Consider the following 19,172-nt stretch of genomic DNA (forward strand, 5'->3'; position numbering starts at 1 on the left):
TGTCCTGACACTTTTTGTCCTGACACTTTGCGATTGACAAACACCATGTACGAAAAAACTCTTTCCGAACAAAGCCAGGCATTAGCTGCTGGCGATATTTCCAGTGTCGAACTGACACAGAGCTATCTGGACCGCATTAAGCAGCTGGATGCCGACTACAACAGCTTCATTACAGTCACTGAAGAACTGGCCCTGACACAGGCAAAAAAAGCCGACGAGCGTCGTACAGCTGGTGATGCCTCTGCCCTGACCGGTATTCCGCTGGCTCATAAAGACCTCTTCTGCACCGAAGGTGTTAAAACCACCTGCGGCTCCAATATTCTGGACAACTTTGTTGCCCCTTACGAGTCCACCGTGACCCGCAAGTTCAGGGAAGCCAGTGCCGTGATGCTGGGTAAAACCAACATGGACGAATTCGCCATGGGTTCTTCCAACGAAAACAGCCATTACGGAGCCGTGAAAAACCCCTGGGATACCAAAGCTATTCCCGGCGGATCGTCCGGTGGTTCAGCTGCCTGTGTAGCTGCCCGTCTGGCAGCCGGCGCTACCGGTACTGACACTGGCGGCTCCATTCGCCAGCCAGCTTCTCACTGTGGCATTACCGGTCTGAAACCAACCTATGGTCGTGTATCCCGTTACGGCATGATCGCCTACGCATCCAGCCTTGACCAGGCAGGCCCAATGGCAAAGACCGCTGAAGACTGCGCCCTGATGCTGAATACCATGGCAGGCTTTGATCACCGCGATTCCACCTGCATGGATCGTGAAGTACCGGATTACACCGCCACTCTGAACGACTCCCTGGAAGGCATGACCATTGGCCTGCCAAAAGAGTACTTCTCCACAGGACTGGACGCTGCGGTTGAACAGCGCATCCGTGATGCCGTTGCTGAATACGAAAAACTGGGCGCTACAGTAAAAGAAGTCAGCCTGCCAAACCTGGAGCTGTCCATTCCATCCTATTACGTGATAGCCCCGGCAGAGGCTTCCACCAACCTGTCCCGTTTCGACGGTGCGCGTTTTGGTCATCGCTGTGAAAACCCGGCTGACCTGATGGATATGTACAAGCGCAGCCGCAGCGAAGGTTTTGGCGAAGAAGTCAAACGTCGTATTCTGGTAGGCACCTATGCCCTGTCTGCCGGTTATTACGATGCTTACTACCGCAAGGCACAGCAAATCCGTCGTATGATTCGTGACGATTTCATGAATGCCTTCGAACAGTGCGACATCATTATGGGGCCAAACGCTCCAACGCCTGCGTTCAACATCGGCGAAAAGAGCGATGACCCGGTAGCCATGTACCTGTCCGATATCTATACACTGTCTGTTAACCTGGCAGGTTTGCCGGGTATGTCGGTACCTGCAGGTATCGTTGAAGGCCGTCCGGTGGGTCTGCAGATGATTGGTCGCCATTTCGATGAAGGCCGTCTGCTGAATGCTGCACACCGCTTCCAGCAAGTCACCGACTTCCACAAAGCCAGTCCTTTTAAAGCCTGATACTGAGGTAACATACAATGCAATGGGAAACAGTGATCGGGCTGGAAATTCACGTACAGCTCGCAACCAAAACCAAAATTTTCTCCGGCGCGTCCACGGCGTTCGGTGCTGAACCAAACACCCAGGCCTGCGCCGTTGACCTGGGTCTGCCGGGTGTACTGCCTGTCGTGAACGAAGAAGCCATTAACATGGCCCTCAAATTTGGTCTGGGTGTTGATGCAGAGATCAACCGTGTCAACGTATTCGAGCGTAAGAACTACTTCTACCCGGACCTGCCAAAAGGCTACCAGACCACCCAGCTGGACAAACCTATCGTTGGTGCAGGTCATGTCGACATCACCCTGAAAGATGGCTCGACCAAGAGCATTCGCATCCATCATGCGCATCTGGAAGAAGACGCAGGTAAAAGTCTGCACGAAGATTATCACGGTATGTCCGGTATCGACCTGAACCGTGCAGGCACGCCACTGATCGAAATCGTGACCGAGCCTGATCTGCGCAATGCGGAAGAAGCCGTAGCCTTTGCCAAAAAACTGCACTCCATCGTCACCACGCTGGGCATCTGTGACGGTAACATGTCCCAGGGTTCCATGCGTTTTGACGTTAACGTTTCTGTTCGTCCAAAAGGCCAGGAAGAATTCGGTACCCGTACCGAAACCAAAAACCTGAACTCTTTCAAGTTCATGGAAGCGGCGATTCTGAAAGAAGTGGAACGCCAGATAGATGTGCTGGAAGATGGTGGCAAAATCGTTCAGGAAACCCGCCTGTACAACGGTGACACCGGCGAAGCCCGCTCCATGCGTAGCAAGGAAGAAGCCAATGACTATCGTTACTTCCCCTGCCCGGACCTGCTGCCAGTAGTAATTGAAGACAGCCGTCTGGAAAAACTGCGGGCTGACATGCCGGAAATGCCGGATGCGAAGAAGGCTCGTTTTATCAGCGAGTTTGGACTGAGTGATGTAGACGCAGATATCCTGTCCGGCGATCAGGCGACAGCCGACTTCTTTGAAGCCGCCGCTAAAGGCAGTGATGCCAGGCTGGCATCCAACTGGGTACTGGGTGAAGTGTCCCGATCCCTGAACACCAATGAAATCGCCATTGCTAACAGCCCGGTCACTGCTGAGATGCTGGCAGGCCTGATCGTCCGTATCAAGGACAACACGATTTCCGGCAACATTGCCAAAAAGGTGTTTGAAGCCCTGTGGAACGGTGAAGGCAAAGACGCTGACGAAGTCATTGAGAAAAAAGGTCTGAAGCAGGTCACCGACACCGGTGCCATTGAAGTCATGATCGATGAAGTTCTGGCAGCCAATGTCCAGCAGGTCGAGAACTATCGTGCCGCACCTCCTGAAAAGCGCGGTAAGATGATCGGCTTCTTTGTGGGGCAGGCAATGAAGGCTTCCAAAGGCAAGGCTAACCCGGGAATGGTTAACCAGATTCTGAAGAAGAAGCTGGATAGCTAAAACCGCTATAACGATGTGCTTTTTTACAGGCGCATCGTTTATTTCCCTCTTATTCAGATTAATATCATTCACCCCCCATTGCGTAAACGGTCTCTTATAACGGTAACTTGATCATGTTGACTTTCAATAAGGTACCCTGCAGCAACAAGTTAGTCATTGGCTGTGGCTCCCGGCATCAGCATCCAGGTGAGCATTTAGGTTGCGATACCCTGGATATCAGCAGTGAAATGGAACCCGGTATCTTAGGTGACATCACCATAAGCTGCCTTATGCACATGGAAATGTTTGAGCGGTACCAATTTATTTTATGTGAAGCTTTACCTGATAAACTATTTCGGGAACCCTTTTTTTATGAAAATCTTGACTTTTTCTCTCAAAAGAATGGTTTAATAATTTTCTTTTCAATTTCCTACCCCTCACTCACCTCATTAGCCAGCTACGCATCCCTTTATTCATGGAAACTGGATTTCATGGATTTATCTAACCGATATTTATTAAGCCCCTTTGAATACGATGAATATTTTAGAATGGCTAATGATCTGTATTTTAATCACAAGTCCAAAAGCATGATTTCATACATTGCAAAAAAGTGAGAATGTTTATTTCAATTATCTTCAGGCTCATCATCCTCTGACTCGACTTTCGGTCATTTAACCAGTGAACTCTCGTATTCTGGTTGCTTATAAACATCTGAACATCCGTTATCTCAATCAGGTTCGTACAGATCGATATCTTCCATCACCTCCTCCAGACATTCCTTTACTGCTTTAATAGATGGGCGGTCTTCAGGCTTTATACAACAACAGGGATACGCCACATCCTTCAAAATTTTAATGTATTGTTCAACAGCAAATTCACCCCATTTTATTACAAAACCTCGTAGCAATGGCTGCTGCTGACTTCCCCGTGCCAACTCAATGAGATACTGAATGTCTTTCCTGTTTTCAAGATATTTACTCAGTAAAACCTCAATCATTAACAGGCCAACACCATACATTTGCCCTCTTTTTGTTACTACCCCTCCTGCTCTTATTTCTGGAGCCAGATGATAACACTGAATAGCACCGGAGGGCTTTGATTCAGGTTCTATTTCAAACAGAGAACCAAAATCAATAAACTTCAAATCACCCTCTTCATTAAACATCAGGTTCGAACCTTTCAGATCAATATAGAGAATATTTCTCTCATGCAAGTACTCCAGCACATCAAGAATGCACATCAGCATATCGGTAAATCCACGAACAGATAAAAGGTAGTGAAATCGTTCAAAAGGCTGAGAGTCCAGTATAAGCTCTTTAAAGCTATGAGACAGGTATTCCAGATAGAGTATAACCAGTTTTTCAGTCCTGTTTTTTTCATGGCCAATCAACGTCACTATTCCCTTATGTTCAAGCTGCAAAAGCTGCCTTACTTCTTTAAATAGACTTTCAAAGAGTTGATCGTCAGTTTGGTTTGTAACTGATTTCCTTACTTTAGCAACAACCTTTTTCTGTACACCCTGAATTCGTATCATAAGTGCATAACCTCTGTAACCAGAGGATTGTTTCAGAACCTTTGAAGTGAATCAGAACTCAGGGGTATTCTGTAAAGCAACCAAACCATACAGAGGAAGCCAAGGATGGCCTATACACACCTGAGCTCTGAAGAGAGATATTATATCGAAACTGAACTCAAAAATGGGACTTCACAAAACAAAATTGCTAAAAAGCTTGGCCGTTCACAGCCTACCGTGTCGCGAGAAGTAAACCGCAATAAAGGGCAAAGAGGGTACAGGCACCAACAGGCTAATCGCACAGCTCGGCAGCGGCACAAAGATAAGCCAAAAGCTATTAAGCTGACAGACGACATTAAACAACGTATTTCAAACGATATCCGTTCAGATTGGAGTCCTGAACAAGTGGCTGGAAGGCTTGAAAAGGACGGTGTAATCAAGCTGCATCATGAGACGATTTATCAATTTGTAGCGGATGATAAACGGCGCGGAGGCTCGCTCTATAAGCACTTGAGGCACCAGAAAAAAACTTATCGAAAGCGATACGGTTCAGCTCATAACCGAACCGGTATACCAAATCGGGTTGGCATTGAAGAACGCCCCGAAGTGGTCAACAACAGAGAGCGAGTTGGTGACTGGGAAGCTGATACTGTAATAGGTAAAAATCATAAAGGAGCCATCGCTACATTAGATGAACGAAAAACCAAGCTTCGCCTTGCTGTCCCTCTACCAGGCAAGAAGGCAAAAGCGGTTAAACAGGGAATAATTGACGTACTCAAGCCTCTGAAAAGGTTTGTAAAGACAATAACATACGACAATGGAAAGGAGTTTGTTCAGCATGAATCAATTGCCAAAGCTTTAAAATGTGACAGCTACTTTGCTGCCCCCTACCATTCTTGGGAAAGAGGCCAGAATGAGAATGCTAATGGTTTGCTAAGGCAGTATTTCCCCAAGTCGATGGAGCTTAATGGCGTGACAGAAAAAGATGTCATCATTGCAGTGGATAAGCTGAACAACAGGCCAAGAAAGTGCCTGGGCTACAAGACTCCTTATGAGGCATTTAAAGAGTCAACTGGAATAGATGCAAGAAAAGTCATGGGTTATGCACTTATGACTTGAATTCAGGCACCCTCTTTTACGCACTGCAACAGGAAAGCATTACTAAATGTACCACTCCCTATTAGACGGGCTTCACTTCGCCAACACTCTACCATTGGTTTTAACGAACGCTCGCCTGGCGTTGCATTGGAAGACTGCTGGCTTGTTTCCTGCGTTTGGGTGGTTGTACCACTTTCTTCTTCAGGCTGACTGTCTTCCTGATTACTGCCAGCTTCCGGCTGGTCGTTAATGGTACTGCCTTCGCCAGACGGTGAATGTCTTACATAGTTCTCATAACTCACTGACCACGGCAATGTATTGCAGGCACAAAATGGTCGTGCAAAGAATTTAATCGAGTGTTCATCATCTTCAGAATCTGCACCAGCTTCTTCATCACCCCATAAATCAGTGATCAAATAACTATTGTTTTCATGGGAAGGCTCTTCAGCAACAAAGTTATCATCGGATATCTCTATTAACGTTGAATCTACTTCTTCGGGCATGGAGCGCATATAGGCAAATGCCAGCAAAAGCAAAGGTTCCAGTAAATTTTTTCCATTACCAGGATAGAATGCACCTGATAAGACGATAGCTCCGGAAAGCACACATTCAGTGATCATAGAAACCGGAAAAATAAAGTATAAAGCCTATCAGGTTAGCTAATAATTATTTTTGAGCCACCTGACAAGGGTGATTGGGGAATAATTTGGTCATGAATCGAGGTAGTTGTTGCTGAGGTAGTTGTTGCTGAGGTAGTTGTTGCTGATCTGCCAGATGGATGAGCAATGGTCTTATGTTGGCAACTAACCCCTTCCTGAATTTACTGCTAGATTTCTGGTTGAATATTCATACAGTCAAAAAAGGAAGTAAAATCATGCGTACAGCGTACGTCTTTTTCACGCTGATCATTCTGTCAACCTCTGGTTATCCTTTATCAGGTTTGGCAGGAGGGGTGATTTTATCAGAGCGAACGCTCTGGAACTATCCTGAAGTCATATTGGAAAGCTCTTCTGAAGCACCTCAAAAGCAATCCACTGAATTATTGACATCATCACTATTTGAGCCTTATAAAACAGACATAAAAGTTATTCCGGGAGGGAGTAAAAAAAATCAACGCCCTCAGTTACAACGTTATGACAGTCAAGGCCTCAGCTCAGACGAAGAGGATTACGATCTGGACTCCCAACAGGCTGAACCTTTTTTCAGAGATCCGCATTTTGAAGATTTGAATAGCCGTTTGAATGCCGCTTTGAATAAGCTTGATAACTGGCTAAAAAAACATCCGGATACTGTTCTGGTTCTTGAGCTGGATATTGATGGGGTAATGATTCATTTTCTGGCTCCACCCACTTTAGGAAAACCATTCAGCATCCCTGAAGACCAGCAGAAAATACTGGACAAGCTTGATACGTTCATCAGGCAACACCCTAATATTTACCTTTTCTACAATACTGCCCGGCCTGACTTGTCATTTGAGCGCCCTGTTGCAGATCACGCTTCAGAAACAACCCGGAGACATTGGTTTTCACTTCGCAGAATACAAAAAGATCAGAACTCTCTTGGAACAATTCAGGCGAAGGCAGATGGACCCTATGGGGATACAATCACATACAAACTACCTGCCGCCAAAGCCATCATAACAGGTGGTGGTGGTCATATTGAATTTGCGTCTGAAAGTTTTGCAACGGATCAGGACCTGATAGAGATCAATGCCGCCCTGGACCAGTGGCGTAAGGATGACTTAATTGCATTGCCCGATGTACTGTCCAGCTACGTAATCAGTGAACACTATCGCCGGAGTGGTTCGGAAAGAATGCTACCCATCCTTCTCAGCCCCAGAACTAACAGCAGCCCATTGGTCACAGGGCCGTTTAATACACTCCCCATGATGCAGTTCATAAAACTTTATGATCAAAAAATGGAGGAAGCCTTCTTTTACAGCTTTAATGGAGTCGCCCTGAACAAAGGCACTGCCGCCCGGCTGTTACTGAGCCTCCTGCATAAGAAACAATTTCTTAAAGGAAAAAAAGGTCTGCTGGTAGCCGCTGGTGATTCATTCTACGATGCCCCAATGATAAATCCTGTCTTTGAAGCCGCTACCCTTGAAGTCGTTACCTGGGACCAGATGACAGCCCGGGAAAACCGCATCAGGAGCGACATCGTGAGTACCGAGGTACCCCAGCTCCCTCCCGCTACAAATTTTTTACTGGAGGGAGACCTGGTCTGGCTACTGGGGGTTAAGGTTTGCAGCCTGAACGAAAGAAATTATAATCTTTGCAATTTAACAAACCCTGCCCTTAACCAGACCCTTTCGAATCCAAAGATAGTGACGGCTAAAGGATTGGAGCTGGACTTAACCGTCAACCTGTTTGAGAAGATTACTGATGCCCTGAACCAATATCAGGCCACATCAGCTCTCTAGTGCAGCTAAGCGCTAAAAACCATGCAGGCAGCACTAGTATTTTCAGCAAAGTATCGCCGGAACGTATTCACGAGGGAAATGACCGATCAACTTCGTGAGATCTTTTCAGAAACCTGCCCGCAAATGGAGTGCCACTTTCAGAAAATTCGTTAAGACTTCTAAACGATCGTCACAGCAAGGCTAGCGCCTTGCGCTGGCTAGACCCGCCTCTAAAGAAGCGGGTTTGCGCCAGTGTTTCGATCAAAAAGCATCACAAGTCCTACTCAGGTTTGCCGCCTCAATCCACTCATTATCAGGCTGGTTATATTTCGAACTGGAATAATTTTCAATAAATAGCTTATTCAGTTCGAAGCGTAAACTGGGGTTAACAATTCTATAATGTTGATGGAAGGTACCTTCGGAGTATTTAGAATCCAGTGAAATAATAGTGTTCAGTGAATTCTGGTTTTTATCGAGATATATTTTGGCTACCAACTCGTCGTTTCTCCCTTGTATAACCTGATAAATTTCCAGAGGTTCTTCATGTTCATTATATTCTCCAATTCTTGTAAGAGTAATGCTGGCTGCTGATAGTTGGTAATCATTTTTTAAAAAATCAGCCCTATCACCAAGTTGAATTTCAAATCGGTAATCTGAATCACCTCTTTCAGGTAAATTTACATCTGAAGCGGTTCCCTTCACAGAGGAACTCTTACCACCCTGACCCAATAGAGTTTTTTTATGATCACTTACTTTTCGAAAAACAACATGCTCACTATTTGCCAAATCCGGACTAAGGGTGTAAGTCAGATCAGCAACTTCTATTTTTTCCACGCCTAATGGCATCGCTTCAATTATTTTTTGAAACTGTGATTCATAAATTCCAGAAGAATCAATTGATTTTTCAAATACAGAGGCAGACCATGAATTCACAATGCTTTCAGATTCATTCAATAAAGGACTGTCGACACCCTGATTTCTCTTGATGATTGAAAGAAGTTTCCTGGACTTATATATTTTAGAAGCATGACAGGAGAGAAGCCTTGCCTGATTTTCCTGATGATCACAAAAATAGTCTTCCACTCCACTACCCTTTTTGAGTAAACATGCTTTTTTTGCAGAAATAGCAATATCGTCAAACCCACCCACTTCTGTCGGCTCAACATGTGTACCTTCAGAAAAATCATTAAATGTTTCTATTAAAACAATATCAGGCTTGTCATCTGAATTGTGCAACACCTGATCCCACGCAAACTCAAAAGTATTAACACCATTTTCAGATCGCATTAATATTTTTTTTGTTCTATTCCACGCTGCATACCTTGTATCCATTCCGGGTGAAACTGACTGAACACGTAAAGGGATTCGATCTTTATGCCTTTTGTTAAGCTCGTTAAGACTATCAACCGTTCTCTTAATATCTTGATGGTTGCCAAACCCGTCAAAATTTTGCTTGATAAATGTTTTACTACTTGTCGTTGCCCGTCGCTCCCTTGGAACAATCCATGGCAGATTACCAACAACCTCTGGGATCAATGATATATTATGCCTCCAGCTGCTACTATCTGCTTCTCCCATACGCCAGATAAACTGTGGATTACGTTCAAAGGTATTCGTATTAAAAAAATCGGATAAACGTGATCGCTTCAGGGACTTGTGTCTAATTCCTAAATCTAAAACAAACAGTAAAGGTTTTCTATCATAAGTAATTCCATCATTATTTTGATAGAATTGAGAAACTATTTTAGTAATTTGCAAACGGTAGTTGTTCTTCCAATATTCTTCTGATTTATTAGTCGTAAACCAGCTAGGTATCCACAAGGGAACGACAGGAAAGGTATCTCCACCTTCTTTTTGAAGTCTTTGTAAAACTTTTCTTTGAGATGTTATCGCTTTGTCGGGCGTACTCGCATTATTATTATACCCCCACTCCACAATGAAGCCATCAATATTGCCAGCCCTGGCTACTAAAATCTGCCATTCATGATAGTGGTCGTTACCAGCATAAGTTGACCCAACCATCGTTCGATCATTAGTTCCAAACCCGAGATGCCCATCCAAAAGTAAATAGGGTTGGTCTCCATAACGATCTTTTAACTCGAAACCATTGCCAAACAAATAATCTCCCTTATTCATTACTTTTTGTGAACCTACACTATTATTAGCATGAAAAACGGCAAGGACAATCGGTTTACCACGCACGAATTCAAACGCCAGGCTCTTACCAGAAAACATCATAACCAGAGTTGTAAATACGGTAATAATACATGACATCAGACATTGAGAAAGACATGAATAATGTGGATACATTTTATTTAACCTTTTGAGAAAATACACTTTTCTTTATCCTGAACAAAGTTAATTAGAAATGTTTTCCATCTCTGAAAAGACGGCTGGACAGTCAAAAACATACCGTTTGAAAGAAAGATATAGATCAATTCTGATTTCAGGGGAAAAGCAGTACTCAACCTTTCACCTGAAATCAGTCACTTTCACCATTCAACCGGACGAACAAAGGCATCCTTTCCTGCATATTCCGCCATATCACCCAGCTCTTCCTCAATCCGCATCAGCTGGTTGTACTTTTCTATCCGTTCGCCACGGCAGGGCGCACCGGTTTTTAGATGTCCGGTTCCCAGTGCCACAGTCAGGTCGGCAATAAATGTATCCATGGTTTCACCGCTACGATGCGATACAAAAGCCCCCCAGCCGCAGCTATGGCAAAGATGCACCGCATCCACGGTTTCTGTCAGCGTTCCGATCTGATTCAGTTTAATCAGGGCCGAATTGGCGGCTTCCTGCTCTATCCCCCTGGCAATGTATTCAACATTGGTGACGAAGATATCGTCGCCTACTATCTCAACCCGGTCGCCCAGGGCCCCATTAAGCACAGGCCAGCCCTCCCAGTCGTCTTCTGCCAGACCGTCTTCCAGCAGAATGACCGGAAAAGCATCAACCAGCTCCCGATAATAGTCAGTCATTGCTTCAGCGGTGAGTGAGCGTTTCTCGGTATGAAGCTGATATTTGCCGTCCCTGTAAAACTCAGACGACGCTGGATCAATACATAACCCAACGTCCTTGCCCGGTTTCAGCCCTGTTTTCTCAATGCCGGCAACCATCAGTTCCAGAGGCTCCCTGTTCGAAGTGACCTGAGGCGCAAACCCGCCTTCATCTCCAACACCGGCATGATGACCTTTCTCCAGCAATACAGCACGAAGGGCATGGTAAATTTCGCTGGCCCAGCGCATGGCATCGGTAAACGTATCGGCTCCGTAAGGTGCAATCATATATTCCTGAAAGTCAGCCCCCTGCCAGCGACTGTGAACGCCGCCATTCATAATGTTCAGGCAGGGAACTGGCAGAAGGTTAGCGCTGATTCCGCCAATATACTGATAAAGAGGTAATTGTACGGCGGTCGCCGCTGCTCTTGCCGCCGCCAGAGAGACGCCCAGAATGGCATTGGCACCTAAACGCGATTTATCCCGGGTACCATCGAGTTGTATCAGCTGATTATCAATCCAGGACTGATCCCGGACATTAGCCCCGTAAAAATGCTCATTTATTTCTGTATTGATCAGTTCAACGGCCTTTTGTACCCCGTTGCCTGAATATCGCCCCTCTTCATCGTCCCTCAGTTCAACAGCTTCTCTGGAGCCTGTGCTGGCACCGGACGGGACGGAAGCCCTGGCTGCCACGCCATTGATCAGGCTGCACTCCACCTCAACGGTAGGGTTTCCTCTGGAATCAAGAATTTCACGGGCATGCAGACCGTTAATTTCGAAATCCATGAGCGTTACCTCCACATAGAGAAAGTTAAATATAGAAGGAGCAGCTGACAATTGGTAAATAATTAATTCTGGCTCCTCCGGCTTCCTGCTTTATAGTCGACGACATGCAGTCACCGTCTGAGCTATCTCCCACCGACAGGAATTCACTCTGTCAGCCAGACTAACAGTCTGGTTATACAAGCTTCTCAAAGTACTCTGTAGGATTGGCACCAGTAAAGGAAAAGCCCCCATGGAAGGAGTAAATCATGGCACTATCCATTAATCTGGAAGACCACTACAACTACACACTGGTAGAGATTGAAGGCAAGGTTGACGCCAGCTCGGCACAGATGCTTGACCGGGCGCTGGAATCTGCCACGTTTGAAGGTAACCGTCATCTGATCCTGGACTGTTCCCATCTGTCCAGCATCAGTTCAGAAGGGCTGCGTGTGCTGATGAACGCCAGAACTCAGCTGGCACGGTTCCACAGTCTGACCCTTTGCAACGTGTCGTCTGCCATTGCCTCACTGTTCAGGCTCTGCGGTATCACCCGGTACATTCAGGTCGTCGGAGGCGTCGATGAAGCAGAAGCGCTGCTTTATGAGAAGGATACGGGACTGGGAAAGCTATAGAACCATACCAAACAGCATGGCAGGACGCTGGATGGGCTATGCCATTTTTGCCGATACAGCAGTTTCCCCCATGTTCGAATGTCGGTCTGTGTATGAAATGTGTTCAGAGATTGCCAAAAGACTGGGCGTTGAAGAGGCTTACACTGAAGGTCGGGATCAGGAGGTTCTTCCCTGTTTTAAGTGGGTAGTTTTCAACGATGTACGCCAGTGGGGTACAAGTCCAAGCCTCCAAGATGAAAGTAGATCGCTGTCTTATATCTTTCACGGTTTCGAAAGCCACAAGCCCGATTCTTCAAACTCTGAATCTTGCTGTTCACTCCCTCTGCTCGACCGTTATTAGCCTCAAGGACAATAGCGTTGATGATACCCCACAAGTGCTCTTTGACCGTTCTGGCAACTTCTTTTATGGGCTCAAGCCGACATCTCTGCGCCCAGCATAGCCACCTCTTCCAGGCCTTGATTGCCCAAGCTCTGGACTTGTAATTCCATAAGCTCATTGCCATTTGCCGGATGGCCCAGGCGCGAGCTGTTTTAAGTGTCGAGTTTCTCAGTGGTTCGAAGTTATCCCACTGCTCTTCAGACATGTTTTCAGGGTTAGTCAGCCAGTCGTAGCGAGTCCCCTTAAGCAGCTCTACACCTTGGTTTACAAGGGCTTTGTTCTCTTCTATCCGAACCTTGTTGACAGCTTTACCCAGAGACTGAGCAACGTGAAACTTATCAAATGCAATCTTCTGATCTGCGTCTGGAACATTCTCACTGACTGACTTGATGTAAGCCTTGGACATGTCCATCGTCACGCATTCGATCCCCTCTTTATGGTCATAGGGCAGTGTGTCAAAGTACTCGTTGAGACTGTCACTTTTACGGTCATCAGAAACGTGAATAACAACGCCTTGGTCGTGGTCAGTGACCACTGTGACGTATTCATGATGCTTTTGAAATGAGGTTTCATCAACAGCGATTCGTTTTGGTGGCTTAGCATCACGACGAGCCAGTCCTCTCTTCACTGCACGCTGCTGAATACCGTCTATGGCATTCCAACCAAGCTTCATTTGTCGTGCAACTGCCTTCGTAGTTGCCTCCTTTAGCCAGTCAATAACAAGGGCTTCAAACAGAGCTGTATATCGAGAGTCAGATTCAGCCCAGGGCACATTGATGGCTAACACCTTATGCTCAGGGCACTGGGTCCGTGGAACCCTGGCAACTAGAATAGTCTGAAACTGACAGGTATCCAGATGACGCCACTTCTGAGTGATGTGGTCGTAGCCAGAGCAGGGCTTATCGCAAACACTGCATTTGCAGGCCTTTTTACCATTGTGTTCAATGAATACCCGAACCTGTTGATCCTGTAATGACAATTCAACTTCAGAAACGAACCAAGGAGACTCAATACCCAGTATTTGAGAATAGAGTTGCTTATCACGCATCGGTGCATCCTTGCATTGAGTGCTTCAGAATATAATAAATCACCCACTCAAATTGAGGAAGAGCCGATCAGGAAGCATGGCTACGTCATATCTATGTTCAGGCACAGCGTAACAACAAAGACCTGCCAGACTTTAATACGTTTCGAAAAGTCGGCATTGTGAAACAGGTGAATCCAGGCGAGCCTGCCGTGGCTTATAAAGCGTTTCGTGAAGATCCGGAGGCTAACCCTCTGGATACACCTTCTGGCAAGATTGAAATCTATTCCGAACGTCTGGCTGAGATTGCTGCCAGCTGGGTACTGAAAGAAGACGACATTATTAAGCCATTGCCTGAATACGCACCTTCATGGGAAGGGCACGAATCAGCATTGACTGAAAAATACCCTCTGCAGCTGTTTGGCTTTCACTATAAAGCCCGTACTCACTCAACTTACGGGAATGTAGCGCTTCTGGCCGATGCCTGTCGACAGGAGGTCTGGGTTAATCCAATTGATGCAGAACAACGGAGTATCAAGGACGGTGACATGCTCAAAGTCTGGAATGACCGTGGTGAACTGCGAATTCCGGCAAAAGTGACTGAACGAATTCTGCCCGGCGTCATCGCTATGGGGCAGGGAGCCTGGTATAAGCCGGACCGTAAAGGTGTCGATCACGGTGCCTGTATCAATACTCTGACCACACAACGCCCATCGCCATTGGCAAAAGGCAACCCACAGCACAGTAATCTGGTAGAGATCGCCAAGGTATAAGGGATAAGTAAATCATGACTCAATACGGATTTTATATTGATACTGCCCGCTGTACCGGGTGTAAAACCTGCAAACTGTCGTGTAAAGACGATAACGATCTTGATACCGGTGTGAACTGGCGTCGTATTTATGAATACGGCGGTGGTCGCTGGCTGCAGGATGAAGACGGTTCCTGGGAGCAAAACATTTTTGCTCACTATGTCTCCATCAGCTGCAACCACTGCTCAGAGCCTGCCTGTGCCAAAGCTTGCCCAACTGGAGCCATGCACAAAAGGGGACAAGATGGTTTAGTCGTGGTAAACGGCGACGTTTGTGTTGGCTGTCGTTACTGTGAAATGGCTTGCCCTTATGGCGCTCCACAGTTTGATCCGCAGAAAAAGGTCATGACGAAGTGTGACGGCTGCTTCGACAGGGTCGAACAGGGCAAAAAGCCCATTTGCGTAGATTCCTGCCCACTGCGTGCCATTGAATTCGGACCGATTGAAGAACTGCGCACCCGCTATGGCGACAGGGCAGACATTGCTCCACTGCCGGAAGCGTCCCTGACCCGACCTAATCTGGTCATTCGTGCCTCTAAAAATACACGCCCGTCCGGTGACATATCCGGGCGGATTCTGAACGTACGGGAGATTTAATCATGGATCAGTTATCTCTGGTATTTTTCACCGTACTGGCGCAGGTCGCCGTTGGTATTTTTATTTCGCTGGGTCTGTTTGACCTGCTGGCAAAACCGGATGCCAAAACACTGAACAAGTCGTTTATTGCGGTCTGGGTTATTCTGGGCGTTGCCGCTTTAGCCTCCATGACCCACCTGGCTCAGCCATTGCGAATGTTCAATGTTCTGGCTGGTGTCAGGCATGGCTCGCCACTGAGTCTGGAAATAGTGGCCCTGGCACTGTTTGGCGGTACAGGTGTGGCTTTCACCGCCATGCGCCTGTTTAACATTGCCCGACCTCTGCAGAAATGGCTGATGGTGGTTGCAATGATTCTCGGTGTTGTACTGATCAGAGCGATTGCCAATGTTTACACACTGGCAACAGTACCCTCCTGGAACTCTGGATGGACGACCTTTCAGTTCCTGATGACCGCTGCAATCGCTGGTTCGGTGGGCGCTGCAGCCCTGCTACGTCTGGAATCCGGCACTCTGGGCAGTGTTCAGGCAGCCGCAGACAAAGCTCTGGCAACAACGGGTTGTATTCTGCTGACCGTTGCAATGGCAGGCTACGCCGGTTATCTGTTCTGGCTGGGTCAACTGCCTCTTCCAGTGAATGTCTTTATGGTGTCTGACTCTCACCTGAGCCTGCTGATCGCCCGTGTTGCCCTGCTGACCGCTGGTGTACTGGCCTGGGCTGTTTCGGCAATGCGTGGCTCTAACCAAAACATGGTTGTTGCCACTACGTCTCTGGTTATGGTGGTTTCTGCTGAACTGCTCGGGCGTATCTTCTTTTACGATGTCATGATCAGTGCAGGAGCAGGGATGTAAAGCCCTGACTAATGCGTAAAAGGTGCCGCTGTTTAAACGACACCCTGAAAACGATCAGGATAACGCTATCCAGGTCGTTTTCAGCTCTGTGTATTTATCAAAGGCATGTAACGATTTGTCACGCCCGTTACCAGATTCGCTCAAGGCTTTATCTGGGATTTAGTGATTGCACGACGGTAGGCCGCATAGATAGCCGCTGCCATACACTCTTCCTTTTGGATTTTTTCGAACACATTAAAGCTATTGGTGCAGTAATCAGCACTGCGAGTATTATTCTGGCTACTTTCCTCCGCTGCAACTCTCTTCCAAAAAGTGTTCCTCGCGGGGTAAGATGAAGTCTGAAAGCCTGTAACTTTTGCCTGAGCGTGTCGATATGCTCTGTTGCTCTTCGCCAGCGGTTGAGTCTGTAAACAGTTGAACTGCCATCTATAGTACCGGCGAGTATTCTGCGGATAATAAGCCACCTGAGTTTCCGTTAACAGATTGGCTCCTGTCATTAACCCAAGTCCCAGAACTATTAACTGACGAAGTCTATACATATACCAAGAGTATCGGTATGTAGCAGGGGGGGGATGAAGGAAAAGGAAACGCAAAGCCAGAAAATACGCCACATTTGCGACAGCATTACCTGCTACATATACTGCATCAACTGAACGCGGAGGGTCAGGGTGGCTTAAAGAATTCCACGGGTCTATAGAGAGTAGTGGATCATACAGGGTTTTGTAACGCTGTTCTGTATGTGCAGTATGCAATTGCGGGATTGTGTCACGGGGAATTTTAATACCTTTTTGTTGATAATTATCCTGTTGATTATTATCAGACCTGAATTCGTATCATAAGTGCATAACCTCTGTAACCAGAGGATTGTTTCAGAACCTTTGAAGTGAATCAGAACTCAGGGGTATTCTGTAAAGCAACCAAACCATACAGAGGAAGCCAAGGATGGCCTATACACACCTGAGCTCTGAAGAGAGATATTATATCGAAACTGAACTCAAAAATGGGACTTCACAAAACAAAATTGCTAAAAAGCTTGGCCGTTCACAGCCTACCGTGTCGCGAGAAGTAAACCGCAATAAAGGGCAAAGAGGGTACAGGCACCAACAGGCTAATCGCACAGCTCGGCAGCGGCACAAAGATAAGCCAAAAGCTATTAAGCTGACAGACGACATTAAACAACGTATTTCAAACGATATCCGTTCAGATTGGAGTCCTGAACAAGTGGCTGGAAGGCTTGAAAAGGACGGTGTAATCAAGCTGCATCATGAGACGATTTATCAATTTGTAGCGGATGATAAACGGCGCGGAGGCTCGCTCTATAAGCACTTGAGGCACCAGAAAAAAACTTATCGAAAGCGATACGGTTCAGCTCATAACCGAACCGGTATACCAAATCGGGTTGGCATTGAAGAACGCCCCGAAGTGGTCAACAACAGAGAGCGAGTTGGTGACTGGGAAGCTGATACTGTAATAGGTAAAAATCATAAAGGAGCCATCGCTACATTAGATGAACGAAAAACCAAGCTTCGCCTTGCTGTCCCTCTACCAGGCAAGAAGGCAAAAGCGGTTAAACAGGGAATAATTGACGTACTCAAGCCTCTGAAAAGGTTTGTAAAGACAATAACATACGACAATGGAAAGGAGTTTGTTCAGCATGAATCAATTGCCAAAGCTTTAAAATGTGACAGCTACTTTGCTGCCCCCTACCATTCTTGGGAAAGAGGCCAGAATGAGAATGCTAATGGTTTGCTAAGGCAGTATTTCCCCAAGTCGATGGAGCTTAATGGCGTGACAGAAAAAGATGTCATCATTGCAGTGGATAAGCTGAACAACAGGCCAAGAAAGTGCCTGGGCTACAAGACTCCTTATGAGGCATTTAAAGAGTCAACTGGAATAGATGCAAGAAAAGTCATGGGTTATGCACTTATGACTTGAATTCAGGAGAATCAGCTATCTCCAGAGACCATGTAAAAACACCCTGCACTTCGCGTTCCCGCAATTTATGATTATTAATCAGAGTACTGCAGGCCTCAGTGTTAGATTCATCCTGCTCTATTTTGAATCCTTCCAGGAAAAACAACCCCAGCGTTCCAGAAGTTATAAAGCCTTCCTCGTCAAGAATAAGTTCCTCATAGGAGTGATAGGCACCGGGATTTTCCATCATATTCAGGTACTTCAATATGGAGTTTGCAGGATACCCCTCAAGCTTGCCATAAGGCACAATTGATCGTGACAATATCAGTCGATCCTGTTCGTCTCTCCAGTAAGCCCAACAACTAATCGCCTTGAATTCCTTATGGTCTGCAACTATCACGGCATCGTTCTGTTCCACAAAACCATTGAGCCCAAAAACCGGCAGACAGCAAAAAAGACAAACTGTAAAAACAAAACGGCGCAGGAGAAAAGAGTGCATGACCTTACCAGAGTTGAATATAACGTCACTAGCTTAGTACTGAAAAGCATTAATATCTAAATACTCTTAGCAACCGCCCTCCGGTCATCACGCCTTGACCATACCAGCCAACGTCTGATCCGTGGCATTCAGCGTTGACGCGACACTGGAGACAGCAGCAGTTTTTCATCAATCGGAATAAAATTTGTGGCTGCATCGATCAGAGAGCCTGCTGTTAAAGCCGGCACCCCGAAAACATCTACACTGGTTTCAAAACGATCCTGTAACTTTTTAACAACCAGGTCGAAGTCGCCATCACCTGAGGCCAGAATCAGTCTGTCAGCCTGTGCGCCATATTCAATGGCATCCAGCGTGATGCCAACATCCCAGTCTCCTTTGGCGGAACCATCACTGCGCTGAATAAACGGTTTCAGCTTCACCTCAAAGCCAATGGCTCTCAGGATTCTCTGAAACTGTCGCTGTTTTTCATCCCCACGGTCAATGGCATAGGCAATAGCCTTGATAACCTTGCGCCCCTGAGTGGCTTCAGCCCAGAAAGCGTTGTAATCAAAATTGCACTGATAAAAACTTCTGGTGGTGTAGTAAATATTTTGCACATCAACCAGCAGTACAACAGTTTCCATCAATAAGACCTTATCATTAGTGTTTATGCAGATAGTTCAGAAGCATAGCAGGAAGGCGCACGATGAATGAAGTCTGTTGTCCCCATAATGCCAATGATCAGGTTTACTGTTCTCATTAGCCTTGTTA

At 46.4% G+C, this 19,172-nt stretch carries 18 protein-coding genes; 11 read left to right on the forward strand and 7 right to left on the reverse strand.

The features are described from left to right. The first annotated feature begins 45 nt into the window (after nucleotides 1–45). The 3 genes from gatA (at nucleotide 46) to NX722_RS16130 (ending at nucleotide 3,553) form a co-directional block, all read left to right on the forward strand. Complete coding sequence (gene gatA, locus NX722_RS16120; protein ID WP_262563852.1) at nucleotides 46–1,497, forward strand: Asp-tRNA(Asn)/Glu-tRNA(Gln) amidotransferase subunit GatA; 1,452 nt, start codon at nucleotides 46–48, stop codon at nucleotides 1,495–1,497. Between the two features lie 17 nt (nucleotides 1,498–1,514). After that, complete coding sequence (gene gatB, locus NX722_RS16125) at nucleotides 1,515–2,960, forward strand: Asp-tRNA(Asn)/Glu-tRNA(Gln) amidotransferase subunit GatB (RefSeq protein ID WP_262563853.1); 1,446 nt, start codon at nucleotides 1,515–1,517, stop codon at nucleotides 2,958–2,960. Nucleotides 2,961–3,073: 113 nt separating this feature from the next. Continuing rightward, the gene (locus NX722_RS16130) at nucleotides 3,074–3,553 is read left to right on the forward strand and encodes a hypothetical protein (protein ID WP_262563854.1); all 480 of its coding nucleotides are present in this window, start codon (nucleotides 3,074–3,076) and stop codon (nucleotides 3,551–3,553) included. A 113-nt stretch (nucleotides 3,554–3,666) separates the two neighbouring features. Here the strand turns inward: NX722_RS16130 and NX722_RS16135 are convergent, their stop codons facing one another. Next, complete coding sequence (locus NX722_RS16135) at nucleotides 3,667–4,473, reverse strand: protein kinase domain-containing protein (protein ID WP_262563855.1); 807 nt, start codon at nucleotides 4,471–4,473, stop codon at nucleotides 3,667–3,669. A gap of 105 nt (nucleotides 4,474–4,578) precedes the next feature. On the opposite strand from NX722_RS16135, the gene NX722_RS16140 reads away from it, so the two are divergent. Then, complete coding sequence (locus NX722_RS16140; protein ID WP_262563592.1) at nucleotides 4,579–5,571, forward strand: IS30 family transposase; 993 nt, start codon at nucleotides 4,579–4,581, stop codon at nucleotides 5,569–5,571. 2 nt (nucleotides 5,572–5,573) lie between these two features. On the opposite strand, the gene NX722_RS16145 is transcribed toward NX722_RS16140, so the two are convergent. Beyond that, nucleotides 5,574–6,170, reverse strand: coding sequence for a hypothetical protein (locus NX722_RS16145; protein WP_262563856.1), 597 nt, complete (start codon nucleotides 6,168–6,170; stop codon nucleotides 5,574–5,576). Between the two features lie 254 nt (nucleotides 6,171–6,424). Here NX722_RS16145 and NX722_RS16150 point away from each other — a divergent pair, with 254 nt between their 5' ends. Together NX722_RS16150 and NX722_RS28915 are read left to right on the forward strand one after the other, a co-directional pair. Then, on the forward strand, nucleotides 6,425–7,972 hold the full coding sequence (locus tag NX722_RS16150) for a hypothetical protein (protein ID WP_262563857.1): 1,548 nt from the start codon (nucleotides 6,425–6,427) through the stop codon (nucleotides 7,970–7,972). A 21-nt stretch (nucleotides 7,973–7,993) separates the two neighbouring features. Then, complete coding sequence (locus NX722_RS28915; RefSeq protein ID WP_404831012.1) at nucleotides 7,994–8,125, forward strand: transposase; 132 nt, start codon at nucleotides 7,994–7,996, stop codon at nucleotides 8,123–8,125. A gap of 87 nt (nucleotides 8,126–8,212) precedes the next feature. Here the strand turns inward: NX722_RS28915 and NX722_RS16155 are convergent, their stop codons facing one another. Continuing rightward, nucleotides 8,213–10,261 carry a glycoside hydrolase family 71/99 protein gene (locus NX722_RS16155; RefSeq protein ID WP_262563858.1) on the reverse strand — a complete coding sequence of 683 codons (2,049 nt, stop codon included), beginning with the start codon at nucleotides 10,259–10,261 and terminating at the stop codon, nucleotides 8,213–8,215. Between the two features lie 182 nt (nucleotides 10,262–10,443). After that, nucleotides 10,444–11,739: a phosphopyruvate hydratase gene (gene eno, locus NX722_RS16160; protein ID WP_262563860.1), complete on the reverse strand. Its 1,296-nt coding sequence runs from the start codon at nucleotides 11,737–11,739 to the stop codon at nucleotides 10,444–10,446. A gap of 245 nt (nucleotides 11,740–11,984) precedes the next feature. Here eno and NX722_RS16165 point away from each other — a divergent pair, with 245 nt between their 5' ends. Further along, nucleotides 11,985–12,350 carry an STAS domain-containing protein gene (locus NX722_RS16165; protein WP_262563861.1) on the forward strand — a complete coding sequence of 122 codons (366 nt, stop codon included), beginning with the start codon at nucleotides 11,985–11,987 and terminating at the stop codon, nucleotides 12,348–12,350. 191 nt (nucleotides 12,351–12,541) lie between these two features. Here NX722_RS16165 and NX722_RS16170 read toward each other — a convergent pair whose 3' ends face one another. Further along, nucleotides 12,542–13,777 carry an ISL3 family transposase gene (locus NX722_RS16170; RefSeq protein WP_262563604.1) on the reverse strand — a complete coding sequence of 412 codons (1,236 nt, stop codon included), beginning with the start codon at nucleotides 13,775–13,777 and terminating at the stop codon, nucleotides 12,542–12,544. A gap of 188 nt (nucleotides 13,778–13,965) precedes the next feature. Here NX722_RS16170 and NX722_RS16175 point away from each other — a divergent pair, with 188 nt between their 5' ends. From NX722_RS16175 to NX722_RS16190, 4 genes are all read left to right on the forward strand, one after another. Next, nucleotides 13,966–14,526 carry a molybdopterin dinucleotide binding domain-containing protein gene (locus NX722_RS16175; RefSeq protein ID WP_262563862.1) on the forward strand — a complete coding sequence of 187 codons (561 nt, stop codon included), beginning with the start codon at nucleotides 13,966–13,968 and terminating at the stop codon, nucleotides 14,524–14,526. 14 nt (nucleotides 14,527–14,540) lie between these two features. Further along, complete coding sequence (locus tag NX722_RS16180) at nucleotides 14,541–15,161, forward strand: DMSO/selenate family reductase complex B subunit (protein WP_262563863.1); 621 nt, start codon at nucleotides 14,541–14,543, stop codon at nucleotides 15,159–15,161. Nucleotides 15,162–15,163: 2 nt separating this feature from the next. Further along, entirely contained in the window at nucleotides 15,164–16,009 is an 846-nt protein-coding gene (locus NX722_RS16185; RefSeq protein WP_262563864.1) for a dimethyl sulfoxide reductase anchor subunit family protein, read from the forward strand. Between the two features lie 942 nt (nucleotides 16,010–16,951). Further along, the gene (locus tag NX722_RS16190) at nucleotides 16,952–17,944 is read left to right on the forward strand and encodes an IS30 family transposase (RefSeq protein ID WP_262563592.1); all 993 of its coding nucleotides are present in this window, start codon (nucleotides 16,952–16,954) and stop codon (nucleotides 17,942–17,944) included. On the opposite strand, the gene NX722_RS16195 is transcribed toward NX722_RS16190, so the two are convergent. Together NX722_RS16195 and NX722_RS16200 are read right to left on the reverse strand one after the other, a co-directional pair. Next, nucleotides 17,934–18,422 (reverse strand): hypothetical protein, encoded by a 489-nt coding sequence (locus NX722_RS16195; RefSeq protein WP_262563865.1) that lies wholly within the window; start codon nucleotides 18,420–18,422, stop codon nucleotides 17,934–17,936. The genes NX722_RS16190 and NX722_RS16195 overlap by 11 nt on opposite strands. Before the next feature lie 128 nt (nucleotides 18,423–18,550). Next, nucleotides 18,551–19,045, reverse strand: a complete 495-nt coding sequence (locus NX722_RS16200; RefSeq protein ID WP_262563866.1) for a LabA-like NYN domain-containing protein — start codon at nucleotides 19,043–19,045, stop codon at nucleotides 18,551–18,553. Nucleotides 19,046–19,172: the final 127 nt, after the last annotated feature.

Source organism: Endozoicomonas gorgoniicola (assembly GCF_025562715.2).
In the GTDB taxonomy this organism is placed as follows: domain Bacteria; phylum Pseudomonadota; class Gammaproteobacteria; order Pseudomonadales; family Endozoicomonadaceae; genus Endozoicomonas_A; species Endozoicomonas_A gorgoniicola.